The organism is Pseudomonas sp. GM50, assembly GCF_000282375.1.
In the GTDB taxonomy this organism is placed as follows: Bacteria; Pseudomonadota; Gammaproteobacteria; order Pseudomonadales; family Pseudomonadaceae; genus Aquipseudomonas.
In genome coordinates this window covers 9,141-28,080 of record NZ_AKJK01000149.1, presented here as the reverse complement: position 1 = coordinate 28,080, position 18,940 = coordinate 9,141, and the positions used below count along the sequence as shown (strand labels likewise).

At 61.4% G+C, this 18,940-nt stretch carries 6 protein-coding genes; 4 read left to right on the top strand and 2 right to left on the bottom strand.

Translation table 11 applies throughout. The features are described from left to right. Nucleotides 1-101: 101 nt before the first annotated feature. Nucleotides 102-1,889, bottom strand: coding sequence for an acyclic terpene utilization AtuA family protein (locus PMI30_RS00190; RefSeq protein WP_162130616.1), 1,788 nt, complete (start codon nucleotides 1,887-1,889; stop codon nucleotides 102-104). Nucleotides 1,890-2,079: 190 nt separating this feature from the next. Between PMI30_RS00190 and PMI30_RS00195 the strand changes: the two genes are divergently transcribed. From PMI30_RS00195 to PMI30_RS00205, 3 genes are all read left to right on the top strand, one after another. Next, nucleotides 2,080-2,706 (top strand): TetR/AcrR family transcriptional regulator, encoded by a 627-nt coding sequence (locus PMI30_RS00195; protein WP_008015249.1) that lies wholly within the window; start codon nucleotides 2,080-2,082, stop codon nucleotides 2,704-2,706. Nucleotides 2,707-2,815: 109 nt separating this feature from the next. Continuing rightward, the gene (locus PMI30_RS00200) at nucleotides 2,816-3,592 is read left to right on the top strand and encodes a substrate-binding periplasmic protein (protein ID WP_032836334.1); all 777 of its coding nucleotides are present in this window, start codon (nucleotides 2,816-2,818) and stop codon (nucleotides 3,590-3,592) included. Between the two features lie 112 nt (nucleotides 3,593-3,704). Then, nucleotides 3,705-4,718 carry a GNAT family N-acetyltransferase gene (locus PMI30_RS00205; protein ID WP_008015246.1) on the top strand — a complete coding sequence of 338 codons (1,014 nt, stop codon included), beginning with the start codon at nucleotides 3,705-3,707 and terminating at the stop codon, nucleotides 4,716-4,718. A gap of 132 nt (nucleotides 4,719-4,850) precedes the next feature. Here the strand turns inward: PMI30_RS00205 and PMI30_RS00210 are convergent, their stop codons facing one another. Then, nucleotides 4,851-5,399, bottom strand: coding sequence for an RNA polymerase factor sigma-70 (locus tag PMI30_RS00210; RefSeq protein ID WP_007894994.1), 549 nt, complete (start codon nucleotides 5,397-5,399; stop codon nucleotides 4,851-4,853). A gap of 380 nt (nucleotides 5,400-5,779) precedes the next feature. Between PMI30_RS00210 and PMI30_RS00215 the strand changes: the two genes are divergently transcribed. After that, a complete protein-coding gene (locus PMI30_RS00215; RefSeq protein WP_008015245.1) occupies nucleotides 5,780-18,763 on the top strand; it encodes a non-ribosomal peptide synthetase in 12,984 nt (4,327 codons plus the stop codon). The last annotated feature ends 177 nt before the right edge of the window (nucleotides 18,764-18,940 follow it).

Genomic DNA, 18,940 nt, shown 5'->3' with positions numbered 1-18,940 from the left:
GTTGCTCGAAGCTTATTTGGAATGACCAAACTACGCTTCTCGCGCCTTGCCCTGCACAACAGCAGACCCGGCGCGGCGGGGAAACTAATTGAGAACGCCCCCTAGACCTGATCGGCGATGCGCTGCGGCACCGGAATCTGGATATCCAGCAGTTGTTGGGCGAACGCCTTGCCTTGCGGATCGATCCGCAGGCTGGCCACGCCACCGCCGCCGAGTGCGTTCTCCAGAAGAAAATTAAAGCTCTGAGTACCGGGTAAATACCAGCGTTCGACACGCCCGTGGATCGGATCGAGGACATGGCTCATCCAGTCGACCATCACCTCAGGTGTCAGCGCTTCGGCGATCCACGGCAGGTAGTCGGGATGGCGGGCCATGACGCCGATATTACTGTGATTGCCCTTGTCGCCGGAGCGCGCCACGGCGAGTTTGATCAGGGCCACGCTGGCGTCGGCGCGTTCTGTGGGTTGGGGTGGATCGAACGGTAGCGGCAAGTCATCCGGGTCGAGTACATCGAGGGCGGGCAGGGCGCACGGGTGGTGCTCACCGGCGAGGTCGATTTGCAGGGTGCAGGCAGTTTTGCCGATCAGGAACGAAAACAACCGGATCAGCGGGTACACCGTCGGCCGCCCGCCGACGATCCCGGTCAACCCCGGCGCCATGCCGGTGGCGGCCTGGGCGATTTCCCGGGAAAACAGAATCAAGGCCTGTTTACTTGGGTGGCGCACGGCGAGTTTGATCACCACTTCGCGGCTGTCCTGGCGCTGGCCATGCGGGCCATAAGTGGCTTCGCTGCCCAGCAGTTCGATGTTCACTTCACTGTAGGGCGCCCAGCCGCGCTGGCTGAAGATTTCCGAGGTCTTGTTGATGATCGCCTGGCTGACCCGTCGGGCCTTGGCCACGGCATCGATCCCGGCGATCAGGCAGCTGGCGGTACAGCGGAAACCATCCGGATACGTGGCGCTGACCTTGTATTGATCGGTCGGCGGCAAACCTTTTGCGCCATGCACCTGAACTGCGTTTTTGCCTTGTTGCACAAGTTTGACCTGACTGAAATCGCACACCACGTCAGGCAGCAGATAGGCCTGCGGGTCGCCGATTTCATAAAGCATCTGCTCGCCCACTGTCAGGGGCGTGACCAGACCACCGGAACCGTCGGGTTTGCTGACGATAAACTGGCCGTCGGCGCCGACTTCGACGATCGGAAAACCGATATGTTCGTAATCGGGAACGTCGCGCCAATCGGTGAAATTGCCGCCGGTGCATTGGGCACCACATTCAATGAGGTGCCCGGCCAATGCAGCCTGGGCGAGTTTGTCGTAGTCGTGCCACGACCAGCCGAACTCATGCACCAGCGCGGCGCTGACCACGGCGCTGTCGACCACGCGCCCGGTAATCACAATGTCGGCGCCCAGACGCAGGGCTTCGACAATGCCCGGCGCGCCGAGGTAGGCGTTGGTCGACACGCACATCGGCGGCAGGGGCGCGCCACTGAACATCTCATGGAGGCCAAGGCTGCTCAGGCGTTTGAACTGAGATTGCAAATCGTCACCCGACAGCACGGCGATCTTCAGCGCTACCCCGGCTTTATCGCAGGCCGTTTGCAGGGCCGCGGCGCAAGCCTGTGGATTGACGCCGCCGGCATTGCTGATGACGCGGATCTTCTGTTCCGCGAGCTGGTTGAGGAGGGGACTGAGGACTTCGATGAAGTCGCTGGCGTAGCCGGCCCCCGGATCTTTCATCCGCGCCCCGGCCATGATCGACATTGTGATTTCGGCCAGATAATCGAACACCAGATAGTCCAGCCGCCCGCCTTCCACCAGTTGCGCGGCGGCGGTCGAGGTGTCGCCCCAGAATGCGCTGGCGCACCCGATGCGGATTGTTTTAGGCACAGTCAACTCCATAGCCACCTCCGACAGCAGTGCTTCGAGACTACCAAGCAAGCGCTTGGTTTGTAAACGCCTGAACTATCTTCTGCCCAAGCGCTTGCTTGGTCGCCTCCGCCAGCTTAAATTGCCCGCGCAACCCCGCTGTTTTAGCGGGCAGCGGCGCAATTGATTGATCGACTGTAGGAGAGAACGGGTGGACGAGCAAAAAGCCCTGAGGGTGATGCGCGAGTTGGTCGACAGTGGCCAATTGACCGACCCGGACAGCGCCCGCGGCAAACTGCTGCAAGTGGCTGCTCACCTGTTTCGCAACAAAGGTTATGAACGCACCACCGTGCGTGATCTGGCCAGTGCGGTGGGTATTCAATCAGGCAGTATTTTTCATCACTTCAAAAGCAAGGATGAGATCCTGCGGGCAGTGATGGAGGAAACCATTCGCTACAATACCGCATTGATGCGCGCAGCCTTGGCCGAGGCTGGCAGTGTGCGCGAGCGGGTGTTGGCGCTGATTCGCTGCGAATTACAGTCGATCATGGGCGGCAGCGGCGAGGCCATGGCGGTGCTGGTGTATGAGTGGCGCTCGCTGTCAGCAGAAGGCCAGGCGCAGGTTCTGGCGCTGCGTGATATTTATGAAGACATCTGGCTGCAGGTGCTGGGCGAGGCCAAGGACGCCGGTTTTATCCGTGGCGACGTGTTCATCACTCGCCGTTTCCTGACGGGTGCGTTGTCCTGGACCACCACCTGGTTTCGTGCCGATGGCAGCATGAGCCTCGATCAATTGGCCGATGAAGCGCTGATTCTGGTGCTTGAAGAACGGCAATAAGCCGTCTATCTCGGCAAGAAACTGGCTAAGTTGACGAAACCGCCTAGTTTGTATGCATTGATGAGTTTTTTTTGGGGAGTGTGCTGTTTTGAAGTCTTCGCCAATTCGAATGGTGTCGCGGCTTTTGCTGGCGGCGCTTGCGGTGTGCTGGGTGTTGCCATCTCAGGCCGCGCAACAGGTGCGGGTCGGTGCCGCCCATTTTCCACCCTATACCGTGCGCCCGGAGTCCGGTGCCGACACCGGTCTGTTGCCGCAACTGGTGGAAGCGCTGAATCAGTTGCAAACCGACTATCAGTTTGTGCTGGTGCCCACCTCCATTCCCCGGCGTTTCAATGACTTCAAGGAAGGCCGGGTCGATATGGCGATTTTCGAGAACCCGGACTGGGGCTGGAAGGACATTGCGCATACCCTCGTCGACATGGGCCTGGAAGATGCAGAAATCTTTGTCGCGCAGAAGCAACCCGGTCGCGATGAGAATTACTTCAAGGACCTGAAGGGCAAGCGTCTGGCGCTGTACAGCGGCTATCACTACGAGTTTGCCAGTTTCAATGCCGATCCCAAGTATCTGGCCGACACCTACAAGGCCACGCTGACTTATTCCCACGACAGCAACCTGCTGATGGTGCTGCGTGGACGAGCGGACATTGCCTTGGTGACTCGCTCCTACCTGAGCGATTATCTGCTGCGTAACGAGAAAGTCGGCGAGCAATTGCTGGTCTCGCAGCGCATCGATCAGGTCTATCACCATTACGCGCTGATTCGCCCGCAGGCGCCGATTACCGGTGAAGCGTTTAGCAAGTTACTGCAAGGCCTGCGGAACAACGGCCAGATGCTGAAGATTTTCGACCCCTACAAAATTGCCCTGGTGCCGGTGGGCAAACCCTGATTCGTGCCCCTGATTAGTGCCATGAGACGTGTATTTGGCGACTGCGCTTAAATTTCCCTCCCCGGCTCACGTCACATCGTTGAACTGTCGACGATTACCGTGAGCCCCACCCATGTCCAATCTGAATGACCTGACCACCCTGGCCTTGCCGTCAGGTAACTGTCTTGTAGCCGATGAAACCGCCAGCCGCCTGAGCCTCAGCCTGCAAGGGCAGCCGTTGATCGAACTGCGGCTGACCCGCGAGCCGGAGTTGCATCTGCGGCTGGAGGAGCGTTTCGGCCGTCCTGACGGTCAGGCATTCTGGGCGGCCTGTTATTGGCTGTTTGCCCGTGATGCGGCGTGTCAGCGTCTGACCTGGCACCTCGATGACGTGCCCACCGAAGCCTTGCTCAGCGGATTGCTGATCGCGACCGAAGTCACCGGCCAGTATCGCTGCGAACGCACGCTGTTCTGGCAATTGCCCCAGCCTTGGCTGGGGGAGTCGCGCACTGGCAGCTATCCGCAGCAAATGGTCATCAGTGGCGGCAAGCGCCATCCATTGCGTGCGGTGAAACCCCGTGGTGAGGTGTATCGACGCTTCGATGCGCGACTTGGTGCGTGGGTCTCCCTGCGCACGGTAGAAATCGAGCATGACCTGGCGCGTTTCAACCGCTGGCAGAATAGCCCGCGGGTGGCGAATTTCTGGCAGGAGGAGGGCGGTCTCGAGAAGCATCGCGAATACCTGAGCAAGCTCGAAGCCGACCCGCACACCTTGACGCTGATCGGTTGCTTCGATGATCAGCCGTTTGCCTATTTCGAAGCCTATTGGGCCAAGGAAGATCGTATTGCGCCGTTCTATGACGCTGGCGATTACGACCGTGGCATTCACATGCTGGTGGGCGAAGAACATCACCGCGGCCCGCATAAGGTGGCGAGTTGGCTATCGGCGCTGGTGCACTACCTGTTTCTCGATGATCCACGCACCCAACGGGTGGTCGCCGAGCCTCGCGCCGATAACGCGAAGATGATCGGGCATATGCACAATCAGTGTTTCCACTGCGAAAAAGAGTTCGACTTCCCGCACAAGCGCGCGGCGCTGATGATGCTGGGGCGTGAGCGGTTTTTTGATCGGTGTTCGTTGGTGTGAGGTGTATGGCTCAAGGTCTGTTGCGGTCTTGAGTCAGTCTTCGCGGGCAAGCCTCGCTCCTACAGGATTGTGTCGTTCACAAATAATGTAATCGACACAATCCTGTAGGAGCGAGGCTTGCCCGCGAAGCTTTTAACGACGAGCAAAGGTATCCGCACGATTGCCCGACACCTTGCGGCAATGCACCAGCGCGTCACGAATCATGAAGTTCACCAGGGTTGGCGAGACGCCGAGTTCCTTGGCGATGTCTTTTTGCGGTACGCCGTGCAGGCGGTACATCTCGAAGGCGTAACGGGTACGGCTGGGCAGCTCCGTCAGCGCATCGGCAATGTTTTCCAGGGTCGAGAAATTCATGTGCGAGGTTTCCGGCGAAGCGCCCTGAATCACCACATTCAGACCTTCCTCTTCCGGGCCCGAATACTTCTGCTCCAGCGCCTGCTTGCGGTAATGATCGATCGCCAGGTTACGCACGATCTGGAACAGATAGCTGAGCTGCGCCTTGATTGACGATGTGATCTGCGGCGCCGATTGCAGCCGGAAGAACGCATCCTGCACCACGTCTTCGGCGCGTGATCGGCAACCGGTGATGCGGGCGGCAATCTTGACCAGAATCAGTCGGTTGTCGACGAAGGCCTGAAGTAGCGGTGAATCGCACCTGCTTGTGGATACTTGTTCCGTCATTGGAAATCACCTTGCTGCAAATGGGGTCGTGGGGCGACAGGGGGATCGGCGTCGTCCTACACATCGAGCGACAAATTATTCTTAATGATAATGATTGTCAATTGAGAAATAGAATTAATGCTCCACAAAAGAGCGGAGTGCGAACTGCGACACGCTGACTCACCTACTGACCGCAAGCCTGCTGGCGCTCAAGCCTGGCGACTAATTATTTCAAGACCTCATCCGTTCTCATTGGTGAATGGTTCCGGGCGCAAGCCCCGGCCAAAACAGCATTCCCAAGCCTTGCGCGGTCGGTGAAGACCGCGTCCTGCATGCCCATGAGCGGGCGTGACGTACGAAAACCGATTCCACTTGCAAGCCGAATTCAGGCAGGAAACCTCATGACCGACGCGTTCGAACTCCCTAGCACACTGGTCCAAGCCCTTCAGCGCCGCGCGGCCCTGACGCCGGACCGGGTGGCCTTGCGTTTTCTCGCCGAAACCCAGGATCAGGCTGTGGTGCTCAGTTATCGTGAGCTCGATCAGCGGGCGCGAACCATTGCCGGTGCGTTGCAGGCCCAGACGTCGTTCGGCGATCGCGCGGTATTGCTGTTCCCCAGCGGCCCGGATTACGTCGCGGCGTTTTTTGGCTGTCTGTACGCCGGTGTAATTGCGGTGCCAGCCTATCCGCCTGAATCGACCCGTCGGCATCACCAGGAACGTTTGCTGTCGATCATTAGCGATGCCGAGCCGCGCTTGCTGTTGACCAGCGCCGATCAGCGCGACGCGTTGCTGCAAATCAACGAGGCGCCGCCGCTGCTGTGTGTCGACACCCTCGACAGTGCCCTGGCCGAACGCTGGGTCGCGCCGGACTTGCAAGGCGATCACATCGCCTTCCTGCAATACACCTCCGGTTCCACGGCATTGCCTAAAGGCGTGCAAGTCAGTCACGGCAACCTGGTGGCCAACGAGCTGCTGATTCGCCACGGATTCGGCATCGATCTGAACCCCGACGACGTGATCGTCAGTTGGTTGCCGCTGTACCACGACATGGGCTTGATCGGCGGCCTGTTGCAGCCGATTTTCAGCGGCGTGCCGTGCGTGTTGATGTCGCCGGCCTACTTCCTCGGCCGACCATTGCGCTGGCTGGAGGCGATCAGCGAATACGGCGGCACCATCAGCGGCGGGCCGGACTTCGCCTATCGACTGTGCAGCGAACGGGTCAGCGAATCGGCGCTGGAACGCCTCGACCTGAGCGGCTGGCGCGTGGCGTATTCCGGTTCCGAACCGATTCGCCTCGACACCCTGGAACGCTTCGCCGAGAAGTTCGCGGCCTGTGGCTTTACCTCGGACAACTTCATGGCCTCTTACGGCCTGGCGGAAGCCACGCTGTTCGTTGCCGGCAGCCCGCGTGGTCAGGGCATCCCGGCATTGCGTGTGGATGATCAGGCCTTGGCGCAGAACCGAGCCGAACCGGGCGATGGCAGTCCGATCATGAGTTGCGGCGTCAGCCAGCCGGATCACGCGGTGCTGATTGTCGATTCCGTATCGCTCGAAGAACTCGCCGACAACGCGATCGGTGAAGTCTGGGCCACCGGGCCGAGCATCGCCCATGGCTACTGGCGCAACCCTGAAGCCACGGCCAAAACGTTCGTCCAGCACGCCGGCCGCACCTGGCTGCGCACCGGCGACCTGGGCTTTTTGGGTGACGGTGAGCTGTTCATCACCGGGCGCCTGAAAGACATGCTGATCGTTCGCGGTCACAACCTCTATCCGCAGGACATCGAGCAGACCATCGAGCGTGAAGTGGAGGTGGTGCGCAAAGGTCGCGTGGCCGCGTTCGCGGTCAACGTCGCGGGGCAGGAAGGCATTGGCATCGCCGCGGAAATCAGCCGCAGCGTGCAGAAAATCCTGCCGCCCGAGGCGCTGATCAAAGCCATCCGTCAAGCGGTGGCCGAGGCATATCAGGAAGCGCCGAGCGTGGTGGTATTGCTCAATCCGGGGGCGCTGCCGAAGACGTCCAGCGGCAAGTTGCAACGCTCGGCGTGCCGCAATCGCCTGGCCGATGGCAGCCTCGACAGCTATGCGCTGTTCCCGTCGGCAGATATCGCCAACCCATCCGAAACTGAATCGGGCTCTGAGCTGCAAACGTTGATCGGCCAGCTCTGGTGCGAGCAATTGCAGGTCAAGCAGGTCAGTGCCGATGATCACTTCTTCCTGCTCGGCGGCAACTCTATCGCCGCCACCCAAGTGGTCGCACGCCTGCGTGAAGAGTTGGGACTGGAACTGAATCTGCGCCTGTTGTTCGAAGCGCCGACCCTTGGCGCATTCGCTGCCGCGATCGTCCGGCAACAACAGGATGGCGGCCAGGCTCAAGGCGCGATCACCACGCTGTCGCGCAGTGACGCCATGCCGCAATCCCTGGCACAAAACCGTCTGTGGATCACCTGGCAACTCGACCCGCAGAGCAGCGCCTACAACATTCCCGGTGCCTTGCGCCTGCGCGGCGAACTGGACGAAGACGCCTTGCGCGCCAGTTTCCAACAACTGATCGAGCGTCACGAATCCCTGCGCACTAGGTTCTTCGAACGTGATGGCGTAGCCCTGCAACAGGTCATTGCTGCCGGCGAATTCAACCTGCAAGTGATCGACATCAGCGACCTGCCAGCCGCCGAGCGTGAAGCCCGCGCGCAGCAAATTCGCGAGGACGAAGCCCGCACCCAGTTCGATCTGGAAAAAGGCCCGCTGCTGTGGGTGACCCTGGTGCGCCTCGGCGATGAGGACCATCAACTGTTGGTGACGATGCACCACATCATCGCCGACGGCTGGTCGATGAGCGTGCTGATCGACGAATTTTCGCGCCTGTACGCAGCAAGCTCTCAAGGCCAAACCGTCAGCCTTCCAGCGTTGCTGACGCAATACGCCGACTATGGCAGTTGGCAGCGCCAGTGGTTGGCGCAAGGGGAGGGTGAGCGTCAACTCGCTTACTGGAAAGAACAGTTGGGCGTTGATCATCCGACCCTGAGCCTGGCCACCGATCATCCGCGCTCGGCGCAACACACTCACAGCGCCGCCCGTCACACGCTGCGTCTGGATGCGAGCCTGAGCGATGCCATTCGCCAGACCGCCCAGGCCCATGAATCGACCCCGTTCATGCTGTTGCTCGCGGCATTCCAGAGCCTGTTGCATCGCTACAGCGGTCAACGCGACATCCGTGTCGGCGTGCCAAATGCCAACCGTCCGCGCCTGGAAACCCAAGGGCTGATCGGCTTCTTCATCAACACCCAGGTGCTGCGTGCCGAGGTGGATTCGCGACTGCCGTTCGTTGAGTTGCTGGCGCAAACCCGTCAAGCCGCGTTGGGCGCGCAAGCGCATCAGGACCTGCCGTTCGAACAACTGCTCGAAGCCTTCCCGCAGGCCCGCGAACAAGGTCTGTTCCAGGTCATGTTCAACCACCAGCAACGGGATCTCACTGCGCTGCGCCGCTTGCCGGGACTGCTCGCCGAAGAGCTGCCGTGGCACAGTCGCGAAGCCAAGTTCGATCTGCAATTGCACAGTGAAGAAGACCGCCATGGTCGCCTGAGCCTGTCGTTCGACTACGCCAGCGAGCTGTTCGACGTCGCGACCATCGAGCGTCTGGCCGAGCATTTCAGCAACCTGCTGCGAGCCATTTGTGAGCAACCGAAAGCCGCTATCGGCGACCTGCAACTGCTGACCCCGAGTGAACACGATCAGCAATCCGCCTGGAGCGCCGCACCCTGCACACCGGCCAGTCAATGGCTGCCTGAGTTGCTCAACGAACAAGCGCGCCAGACCCCGGAGCGCACCGCGCTGCTGTGGGAGGGTGGCAGCCTGGATTTTGCCGAACTGCACACCCAGGCCAACCGCCTGGCGCATTACCTGCGCGACAAAGGCGTCGGCCCGGACGTGTGCGTGGCCATCGCCGCCGAGCGTTCGCCGCAGTTGTTGATTGGCTTGCTGGCGATCATCAAGGCCGGTGGCGCTTACGTGCCGCTGGACCCGGACTACCCGGCCGAGCGCCTGGCCTACATGCTCAGCGACAGTGGCGTCGAGTTGCTGCTGACCCAAACCGGGTTGCTCGATCGCTTGCCGGCCACCGATGGCGTCAGCGTGATTGCCATGGATGCCCTGCATCTGGAGAACTGGCCAAGCCATGCGCCCGGTCTGCACCTGCATGGCGACAACCTGGCCTACGTGATTTACACCTCCGGTTCCACCGGTCAGCCGAAGGGCGTTGGCAATACTCACGCGGCCCTCGCTGAACGGCTGCAATGGATGCAAGCCACCTACCGTCTGAACCAAACCGATGTGCTGATGCAAAAAGCGCCAATCAGCTTCGACGTGTCGGTATGGGAGTGCTTCTGGCCGCTGATCACCGGGTGCCGCCTGCTGATCGCCGGCCCCGGTGAACACCGCGATCCGCATCGCATCGCGCAGCTTGTCCAGCAGTACGGCGTGACCACGCTGCACTTCGTGCCACCGCTGCTTTCGTTGTTCATCGACGAACCGCTCAGCGCCGAATGCACCAGTCTGCGCCGACTGTTCTCCGGCGGCGAAGCCTTGCCCGCCGAACTGCGCAATCGCGTGCTGGAACACTTGCCGGCAGTGCAACTGCACAATCGCTATGGCCCGACCGAAACGGCGATCAACGTCACCCATTGGCATTGCACAACGGCCGATGGCGAGCGCTCGCCGATTGGCCGGCCATTGGGCAACGTGCTGTGCCGAGTACTCGACAGCGACCTCAATCCGGTACCGGTCGGTGTGCCGGGTGAGCTGTGCATCAGCGGTATCGGTTTGGCCCGTGGCTATCTGGGTCGCCCGGCTCTGACTGCGGAACGCTTTGTGGTCGATCCGCTGGGCGAGCAGGGCGCACGTCTGTACCGCACCGGTGACCGTGCGCGCTGGACCGCTGATGGCGTGATCGAATACCTCGGACGTCTCGATCAGCAAGTCAAACTGCGTGGTTTTCGTGTCGAACCGGAAGAAATCGAAGCGCGTCTGTTGGCGCAGTCCGGAGTCGCCCAAGCGGTGGTGCTGGTGCGCGAAACGGCGGCCGGCGGACAGTTGATCGGTTACTACACCGCCACTGAAACCAGTGAAACCATCGATGCTCAAACCACCCGCCTGAAAGCCGCACTGGCCGCCGAGCTGCCGGAATACATGGTCCCGGCGCAACTCATGCGTCTGGACGAAATGCCGCTAAGCCCGAGCGGCAAACTCGACCGTCGCGCCTTGCCGGAACCTCAGTGGCAAGTCCGTGAGCACGTCGAACCCGTCACTGCCCTTGAGCAACAAATCGCCGGCATCTGGCGTGAAGTGCTGGGCCAAACACAGATCGGCTTGCGCGATGACTTCTTCGCCCTCGGCGGCCATTCGCTGTTGGCCACCCAAATCATCTCCCGCGCCCGCCAGGCCTGCGATGTCGAGTTACCGCTGCGCACGCTGTTCGAGAACAGCGAACTGGGCGCTTTTGCCGAGCAGGTTCGCTTGATCCAGGCCAGCGGTAAAACCAACAAACAGCCACCGATCGAGAAGGTCGACCGCAGCCAACCGGTGCCACTGTCCTATTCCCAGCAACGCATGTGGTTCCTCTGGCAGATGGAGCCGGACAGCCCGGCCTACAACGTCGGCGGCATGGCGCGGTTGCGCGGTGTGCTGGATGTCGGGCGTTTCGAAGCGGCGCTGCAAGCGCTGATCATCCGTCACGAAACCCTGCGTACGACGTTCCCGAGCATCGACGGCGTGGCCCGGCAACAGGTTCATCCGGACACCGGCCTGCGCATGGACTGGAAGGATTTTTCCGCGCTGGCGCTCGACACCCGTGAACAACGGGTACAGCAACTGGCCGATGACGAAGCCCATAAGCCTTTCGATCTGGAAACCGGACCGCTGTTGCGTGCTTGCCTGGTCAAGACTGCCGAGCAGGAGCATTACTTCGTCCTGACCCTGCATCACATCGTCACCGAAGGTTGGGCGATGGACATCTTCGCCCGGGAACTGAGCGCGCTCTATGAAGCGTTCGTCGATGATCGCGAATCACCGCTGCAACCGCTACCGGTGCAGTACCTGGATTACAGCGTGTGGCAGCGTCAGTGGCTGGAGTCCGGCGAACGTCAGCGCCAGCTCGATTACTGGACCGCGCAACTGGGCCGCGAACATCCGCTGCTGGAATTGCCGGCCGATCGTCCGCGTCCGCCGGTACAAAGCCATCAGGGTGAACTGTTCCGCTTTGACCTCAGCGATGATCTCGCGGCGCGGGTCCGTGCCTTCAACGCAGACAACGGTCTGACCCTGTTCATGACCATGACTGCCACGCTGGCGGTGCTGCTTTACCGCTACAGTGGCCAGACCGATCTGCGCATTGGTGCGCCGGTAGCCAACCGTATTCGCCCGGAAAGTGAAGGGTTGATTGGCGCGTTCCTCAACACCCAAGTGCTGCGTTGCCAGCTCGACGGGCAGATGTCTGTCGGCGAGTTGTTCGAGCAGGTTCGCCACACGGTGATTGAAGGCCAGTCCCATCAGGACCTGCCGTTCGATCATTTGGTGGAAGCCTTGCAGCCGCCCCGCAGTGCTGCGTACAACCCGCTGTTCCAGGTGATGTGCAACGTGCAGCGCTGGGAATTCCAGCAGAGTCGCACCCTGGCCGGGATGACTGTCGAGTACCTGGCCAACGATGCGCGAGCGACCAAGTTCGACCTCAACCTGGAAGTCACCGACCTCGACCATCGCCTCGGTTGCTGCCTGACCTACAGCACCGATTTGTTCGATGAGCCGCGCATTGCGCGCATGGCCGGGCACTGGCGCAACCTGCTGGCAGCGTTGCTGAGTGACCCGCAGCAACGCCTCAGCGAACTGCCGTTGCTGGAAGCCACTGAACAGCAAAACCTGCTCGGCAGTCTCGGCATTGAGCCGGGCGAGCATCGCCTCGATCAATGCATCCATCACCTGTTCGCCGAACAGGCGCTGGTGCGCAAGGACGCACCGGCCCTGACGTTCGCCGGGCAAACCCTGAGCTACGCCGAGCTCGACAGCCGCGCCAATCGTCTGGCCTGGATGCTGCGCGAGCGCGGTGTCGGGCCGCAGGTGCGGGTCGGTTTGGCGCTGGAGCGTTCGCTGGAGATGGTCATTGGTCTGCTGGCGATCCTCAAGGCGGGCGGCGCCTATGTGCCGCTGGACCCGGAATACCCGCTGGATCGCTTGCACTACATGATCGAAGACAGCGGCATCGGTGTGCTGCTCAGCGATGCGGCGATGTTCGCGGCCCTCGGTGAGTTGCCGGCCAGCGTCGGCCGCTGGTGCCTGGAAGAAAATGCTGTCGAACTGGCCAATTACCCGGCCACTGAGCTGCCGTTTATCAGCCTGCCGCAACATCAGGCGTACCTGATTTACACCTCGGGCTCCACCGGCAAACCGAAAGGCGTGGTGGTGTCCCACGGTGAAATCGCCATGCACTGCCGTGCTGTGATCGAGCGCTTCGGCATGCGTTCGGACGACTGCGAATTGCACTTCTACTCGATCAACTTCGATGCCGCGACCGAGCGTCTGCTGGTGCCGCTGTTGAGCGGTGCGCAGGTGGTCCTGCGTGCGCAAGGCCAGTGGGATGCGCAAGAAATCTGCGGGCTGATTCGCCGTCATAACATCAACATTCTTGGTTTCACCCCAAGCTACGGCAGCCAGTTGGCGCAATGGCTGGCGACCCAGGGCGAAACCCTGCCGGTGCGCATGTGCATCACCGGCGGCGAGGCGTTGACCGGCGAACACTTGCAACGGATTCGCGCGGCGTTCAAACCGAGCCTGTTTTTCAACGCTTACGGCCCGACCGAAACCGTGGTCATGCCGCTCGCCAGCCTGGCGCCCGAGCAATTGGAGGAGGGGCTGGGCAGCGTGCCGATCGGCAGCGTGATCGGCGCTCGGGTGGCGTACATCCTCGACGCCGATCTGGCGTTGGTGCCGCAAGGCGCGACGGGCGAGTTGTACGTCGGTGGTGCCGGTCTGGCGCAGGGGTATCACCAGCGTCCGGGCATGACTGCCGAACGTTTTGTCGCCGATCCTTTTGCAGCGAATGGCGGACGTTTGTATCGCACCGGCGACCTTGTCCGTCAGCGCGCCGATGGTCTGGTCGAGTACCTCGGCCGGATTGACCATCAAGTGAAGATCCGTGGTTTCCGCATCGAACTGGGCGAGATCGAAACCCGTCTGCTGGAACATGAGTCGATCCGTGAAGCTGTCGTTCTGGCCCTCGATGCACCGAGCGGCAAGCAATTGGTCGGCTACCTGGTCACCCACGTCGCCGAACAGGATGAAGCGCAACAAACTGCATTGCGCGAAGCGTTGAAGGCGCACCTCAAATCGCAGTTGCCGGATTACATGGTGCCGACGCACTTGATCCTGCTGGCCAGCATGCCCCTGACCGCCAACGGCAAACTCGATCGTCGCGCACTGCCGGCGCCGGACCCGGAGTTGAATCGTCAGCAGTACGTGGCGCCGAGCAATGAACTTGAACTGACTCTGGCCGGCATCTGGTGCGAAGTGCTGAACGTCCAGCAGGTCGGCCTCAACGATAACTTCTTCGAACTGGGCGGCGATTCGATTCTGTCGATTCAGGTGGTCAGCCGTGCACGGCAGCAGGGCATCCACTTCAGCCCGCGCGACCTGTTCCAGCACCAGACCGTGCAGACGCTGGCCGCCGTCGCAACCCGCACCGAGCAGGTCACCGCCGAGCAAGGCCTGCTGAGCGGTGAATCGCGTCTGACGCCGATTCAGCACTGGTTCTTCGACACTGAAATCCCGCAGCGTCAACACTGGAACCAGGCGTTGCTGCTGGAGCCGACCGTGGCGCTCGATCCGCATCGCCTGGAGCAAGCGCTGCTGGCGGTGATCGAACAGCACGACGCCTTGCGGTTACGTTTCACCGACGTTGACGGCCATTGGCAGGCCGAGCACCAGACGGTCTCCGACGTTGCAGTGCTGTGGCAGGTGAAAGTGCCGGCCATAGACAAATGCGTGGCGCTGTTCGCCGATGCCCAGCGCAGTCTCGACCTTGAGCAAGGGCCGCTGATGCGGGCGCTGCTGGTCGATGATCCTGAGGGGCAACAACGGCTGTTCATTGCCATTCACCACCTGGTGGTGGACGGGGTGTCGTGGCGAGTGCTGCTGGACGATCTGCAAACGGTTTATCGGCAACTGGAGTCTCGACAGTCGGTGAAACTGCCATCGAAAACCAGTGCTTTCAAGGACTGGGCCGCACGCTTGCAGGCTTATGCTGGCAGCGAATCCCTGCGTGAAGAATTGAGCTGGTGGCAGGCGCAACTGGCCGGCCCAAGCGTTGAACTGCCGTGTGATCGTCCGCAGGGTGGTCAGCAAAATCGTCACGCGCAAACCGTCAGCGTGCGCCTCGACAGCGAGCGCACCCGCCAACTGCTGCAACAGGCGCCGACGGCCTATCGCACTCAGGTCAATGACCTGCTGCTGACCGCATTGGCCCGTGTGGTGTGCCGCTGGAGCGGTCACGAATCGGCGTTGATTCAACTCGAAGGCCACGGTCGCGAAACCCTGTTCGACGAGATCGACCTGACCCGCACCGTTGGCTGGTTCACCAGCGCCTATCCGCTGCGTTTGACGCCTGTGGCAGAGCAGGGTGCGTCGATCAAAGCGATCAAGGAACAACTGCGCGCTGTGCCGCACAAGGGTTTGGGGTATGGCGTGCTGCGTTACCTGGTCGATGGCCTGTGCCGTCAGACCATGGCCGCGCTGCCGGTGGCGCCGATCACCTTCAATTACCTGGGTCAGTTCGACCAGAGCTTTGGCAGTGATGCGCTGTTCCGTCCGCTCGATGAACCGGTGGGCGCGGCCCATGATCCACACGCGCCGCTGCCCAACGAGCTGAGCGTCGACAGTCAGGTCTACGGCGGTGAGTTGGTGCTGCGCTGGACCTTCAGCGCCGAACGCCACGACCGGCAAACCATCAACGAACTGGCAGAGGCGTATCTGGGCGAACTGCAAAGCCTGATCCAGCATTGCCTGAGCGACAACGCGGGCGGCCTGACGCCGTCGGACTTCCCGCTGGCCAGACTGACTCAGCCGCAACTCGACGCATTGCCAGTCCCGGCGGCGATGATCGAAGACGTCTACCCGCTGACCCCGATGCAGGAAGGCATGCTGCTGCACACCTTGCTGGAACCGGGCACCGGCCTCTACTACATGCAGGATCGCTATCGCATCAACAGTGAGCTCGACCCGCAACGTTTCGCCCAGGCCTGGCAAGCGGTGATCGCCCGACACGAAGCCTTGCGCGCCTCGTTCTGCTGGAACGTCGGCGAAGACATGCTGCAAGTGATCCACAAACCGGGCGGCACGCCGATCGAATATCTGGACTGGAGCGCGATTGCCGAAACCGAGCAAGAGCCGAAGTTGCAGGCGCTGCTGAAAAGCGAGCGTGAGGCCGGGTTCGATTTACTCAACCAGGCACCGTTCCACCTGCGCTTGATCCGCGTGGGCGCGGCGCGTTACTGGTTCATGATGAGCAACCACCACATCCTCATCGATGCCTGGTGCCGTTCGCTGCTGATGAACGATTTCTTCGAGATCTACACCGCCTTCGGCGAAGGCCGGGAAGCGCAACTGGCTGTGCCGCCGCGTTATCGCGATTACATCGGCTGGCTGCAACGCCAGAGCCTGGCCGAAGCTCGGCAGTGGTGGCAGCAGAACCTGCGAGGTTTCGAGCGCACCACGCCGATTCCGAGCGACCGGCCGTTCCTGCGTGAACATGCCGGCGATAGCGGCGGCATGATCGTCGGCGACCGCTATACCCGACTCGATGCCCGCGATGGTGCGCAATTGCGCGAACTGGCCCAGGCCCATCAGCTGACCATCAACACCTTCGCCCAGGCGGCATGGGCGCTGGTACTGCGTCGCTTGAGCGGTGATCGCGACGTGCTGTTCGGCGTCACGGTGGCCGGGCGGCCGGTGGAAATGCCAGAGATGCAACGCACCGTCGGGTTGTTCATCAACAGCATCGCCCTGCGGGTGAAAATGCCCGAGGACGATCAGCGTTGCAGTGTTCGGCAGTGGCTCAGTGGTTTGCTCGACAGCAACATGCAACTGCGCGAGTACGAATACCTGCCGCTGGTGAGCATCCAGGAAAACAGCGAACTGCCTAAAGGTCAGCCGCTATTCGACAGCCTGTTCGTGTTCGAAAACGCCCCGGTGGAAGTCTCGGTACTGGACCGTGCGCAAAGCCTCAACGCCACCTCGGATTCGGGCCGCACCCACACCAACTTCCCGTTGACGGCGGTGTGTTATCCGGGTGATGACCTTGGCTTGCACCTGTCCTACGACCAGCGTTATTTCGATGAATCCACGGTCGAGCGCATGCTCGGCGAATTCAAGCGCCTGCTGCTGGCACTGGTCGAAGGCTTCCATGGCGACATGGCCGACCTGCCGCTGCTGGGCACCGAGGAACAGGACTTCCTGATCCATGGCTGCAACCAGAGCGAACGCGAATACCCGCTGGAGCAGAGCTATGTCTCATTGTTTGAAGCGCAGGTTGCCGAGCATCCGCAGCGAGTTGCTGCCAGTTGCCTGGATCAGCAACACAGCTACGTTGAGTTGAACCAGCGCAGTAACCGTCTCGGCCATGCGCTGATTGCGGCCGGCGTCAGCCTGGATCAACCGGTGGCGCTGCTCGCCGAACGTAACCTTGATCTGCTGGGCATGATCATCGGCAGCTTCAAGGCCGGTGCCGGTTACCTGCCGCTGGACCCGGGCCTGCCGAGTCAGCGCCTGAGCCGGATCATTGACTTGAGCCGCACGCCGTTGCTGGTCTGCACCCAGGCGTGTCGTGAACAAGCCATCGCGCTGCTGGAAGAGTTCGGTTGTGCCAACCGACCTCGATTGCTGGTCTGGGAAGACGTGCAGGCGAGCGATGTTTCGGTGGCCAATCCGGGCATCTACAGCGGCCCGGACAACCTCGCCTACGTGATTTACACCTCGGGTTCCACCGGTCTGCCGAAGGGGGTGATGGTCGAGCAGCGCGGCATGCTCAATAACCAGTTGAGCAAGGTGCCGTACCTGAAATTGAGCGACGCCGACGTGATCGCCCAGACCGCTTCGCAAAGCTTCGACATTTCGGTCTGGCAGTTCCTCGCGGCGCCGTTGTTCGGCGCTCGCGTGGACATCGTGCCGAACAGCATCGCCCACGATCCGCAAGGCTTGTTGGCTCACGTTCAGAGCCAGGACATCACCGTGCTGGAAAGCGTGCCGTCGCTGATTCAGGGCATGCTCGCCCAGGACCGCATGAGCCTCGATGGCCTGCGCTGGATGCTGCCGACCGGTGAAGCGATGCCACCGGAGCTGGCGCATCAATGGCTACTGCGTTACCCGGAGATTGGTTTGGTGAACGCCTATGGCCCGGCGGAATGCTCGGACGACGTAGCGTTCTTCCGCGTCGACCTGGCCTCGACGCGCGGCAGTTATTTGCCAATTGGTACGCCGACGGATAACAACCGTTTGTACCTGCTCGATGGTGCGCTGGAACTGGTGCCGTTGGGGGCGGTGGGCGAGTTGTGCGTGGCCGGCATCGGCGTGGGACGTGGCTATGTGAGCGATCCGTTGCGTACCGCTCAGGTGTTTGTGCCGAACCCGTTTGGCGCACCGGGGGATCGCCTGTATCGCACCGGCGACCTGGCCCGACGTCGCAGTGACGGCGTGCTGGAATACGTCGGACGCATCGACCATCAGGTGAAGATTCGCGGTTACCGCATCGAACTGGGTGAAATCGAAGCCCGTCTGCACGAGCAGCCGGAAGTTCGCGACGCGGCGGTGGGTGTGCAGGAAGGCGTCAACGGCAAGCATTTGGTCGGCTATCTGGTCGCAGCGGAGTCGGCGCTGAATCCGAACGAACGACTGGAGCGCATCAAGCAACGCCTGCGCGCTGAATTGCCGGAATACATGGTGCCGCTGCACTGGTTGTGGCTCGACAAGCTGCCGCTCAACGCCAACGGCAAACTCGATCGCAAGGCCTTGCCGGCGCTGGAAATCGGCCAGTTGCAGAGCCAGGACTATCAGGCGCCGCGCAATGAACTGGAACAGACCCTGGCCGATATTTGGGCCGAGGTGTTGAAGGTCGAGAAGGTCGGCGTGCGTGACAACTTCTTCGAGCTCGGCGGGCATTCGCTGCTGGCCACGCAAATCGCCTCGCGGGTGCAAAAAGCCCTGCAACGCAACGTGCCGTTGCGGGCGATGTTCGAGTGCAGCACGGTGGCGGAGTTGGCCGAGTACATCGACGGGTTGGCGGCGAGCGACATTACCGAAGATAAGGTGGATCGGCTCAATGACCTGATGGCGGAGTTGGAGGGCCTGTAATTCTTTAGCGTCGGTGAGGGCCTCTTCGCGGGCAAGCCTCGCTCCTACAGGGCTAGTGTAAGACCTGTAGGAGCGAGGCTTGCCCGCGAAGGCGTCAGTGCAAACACCACAAAAGGTTCGGGTTGACTGCCGATCACCACCGGCTCAGTCTTCCTGTGCTTTTTCAATGGATATTAT

Coding starts and splice junctions, on each gene's coding strand:
- PMI30_RS00200 (WP_032836334.1), top strand. CDS start 2,816: ATGGTGTCGCGGCTTTTGCTGGCGGCGCTTGCGGTGTGCTGGGTGTTG.
- PMI30_RS00205 (WP_008015246.1), top strand. CDS start 3,705: ATGTCCAATCTGAATGACCTGACCACCCTGGCCTTGCCGTCAGGTAAC.
- PMI30_RS00215 (WP_008015245.1), top strand. CDS start 5,780: ATGACCGACGCGTTCGAACTCCCTAGCACACTGGTCCAAGCCCTTCAG.
- PMI30_RS00210 (WP_007894994.1), bottom strand. CDS start 5,399: ATGACGGAACAAGTATCCACAAGCAGGTGCGATTCACCGCTACTTCAG.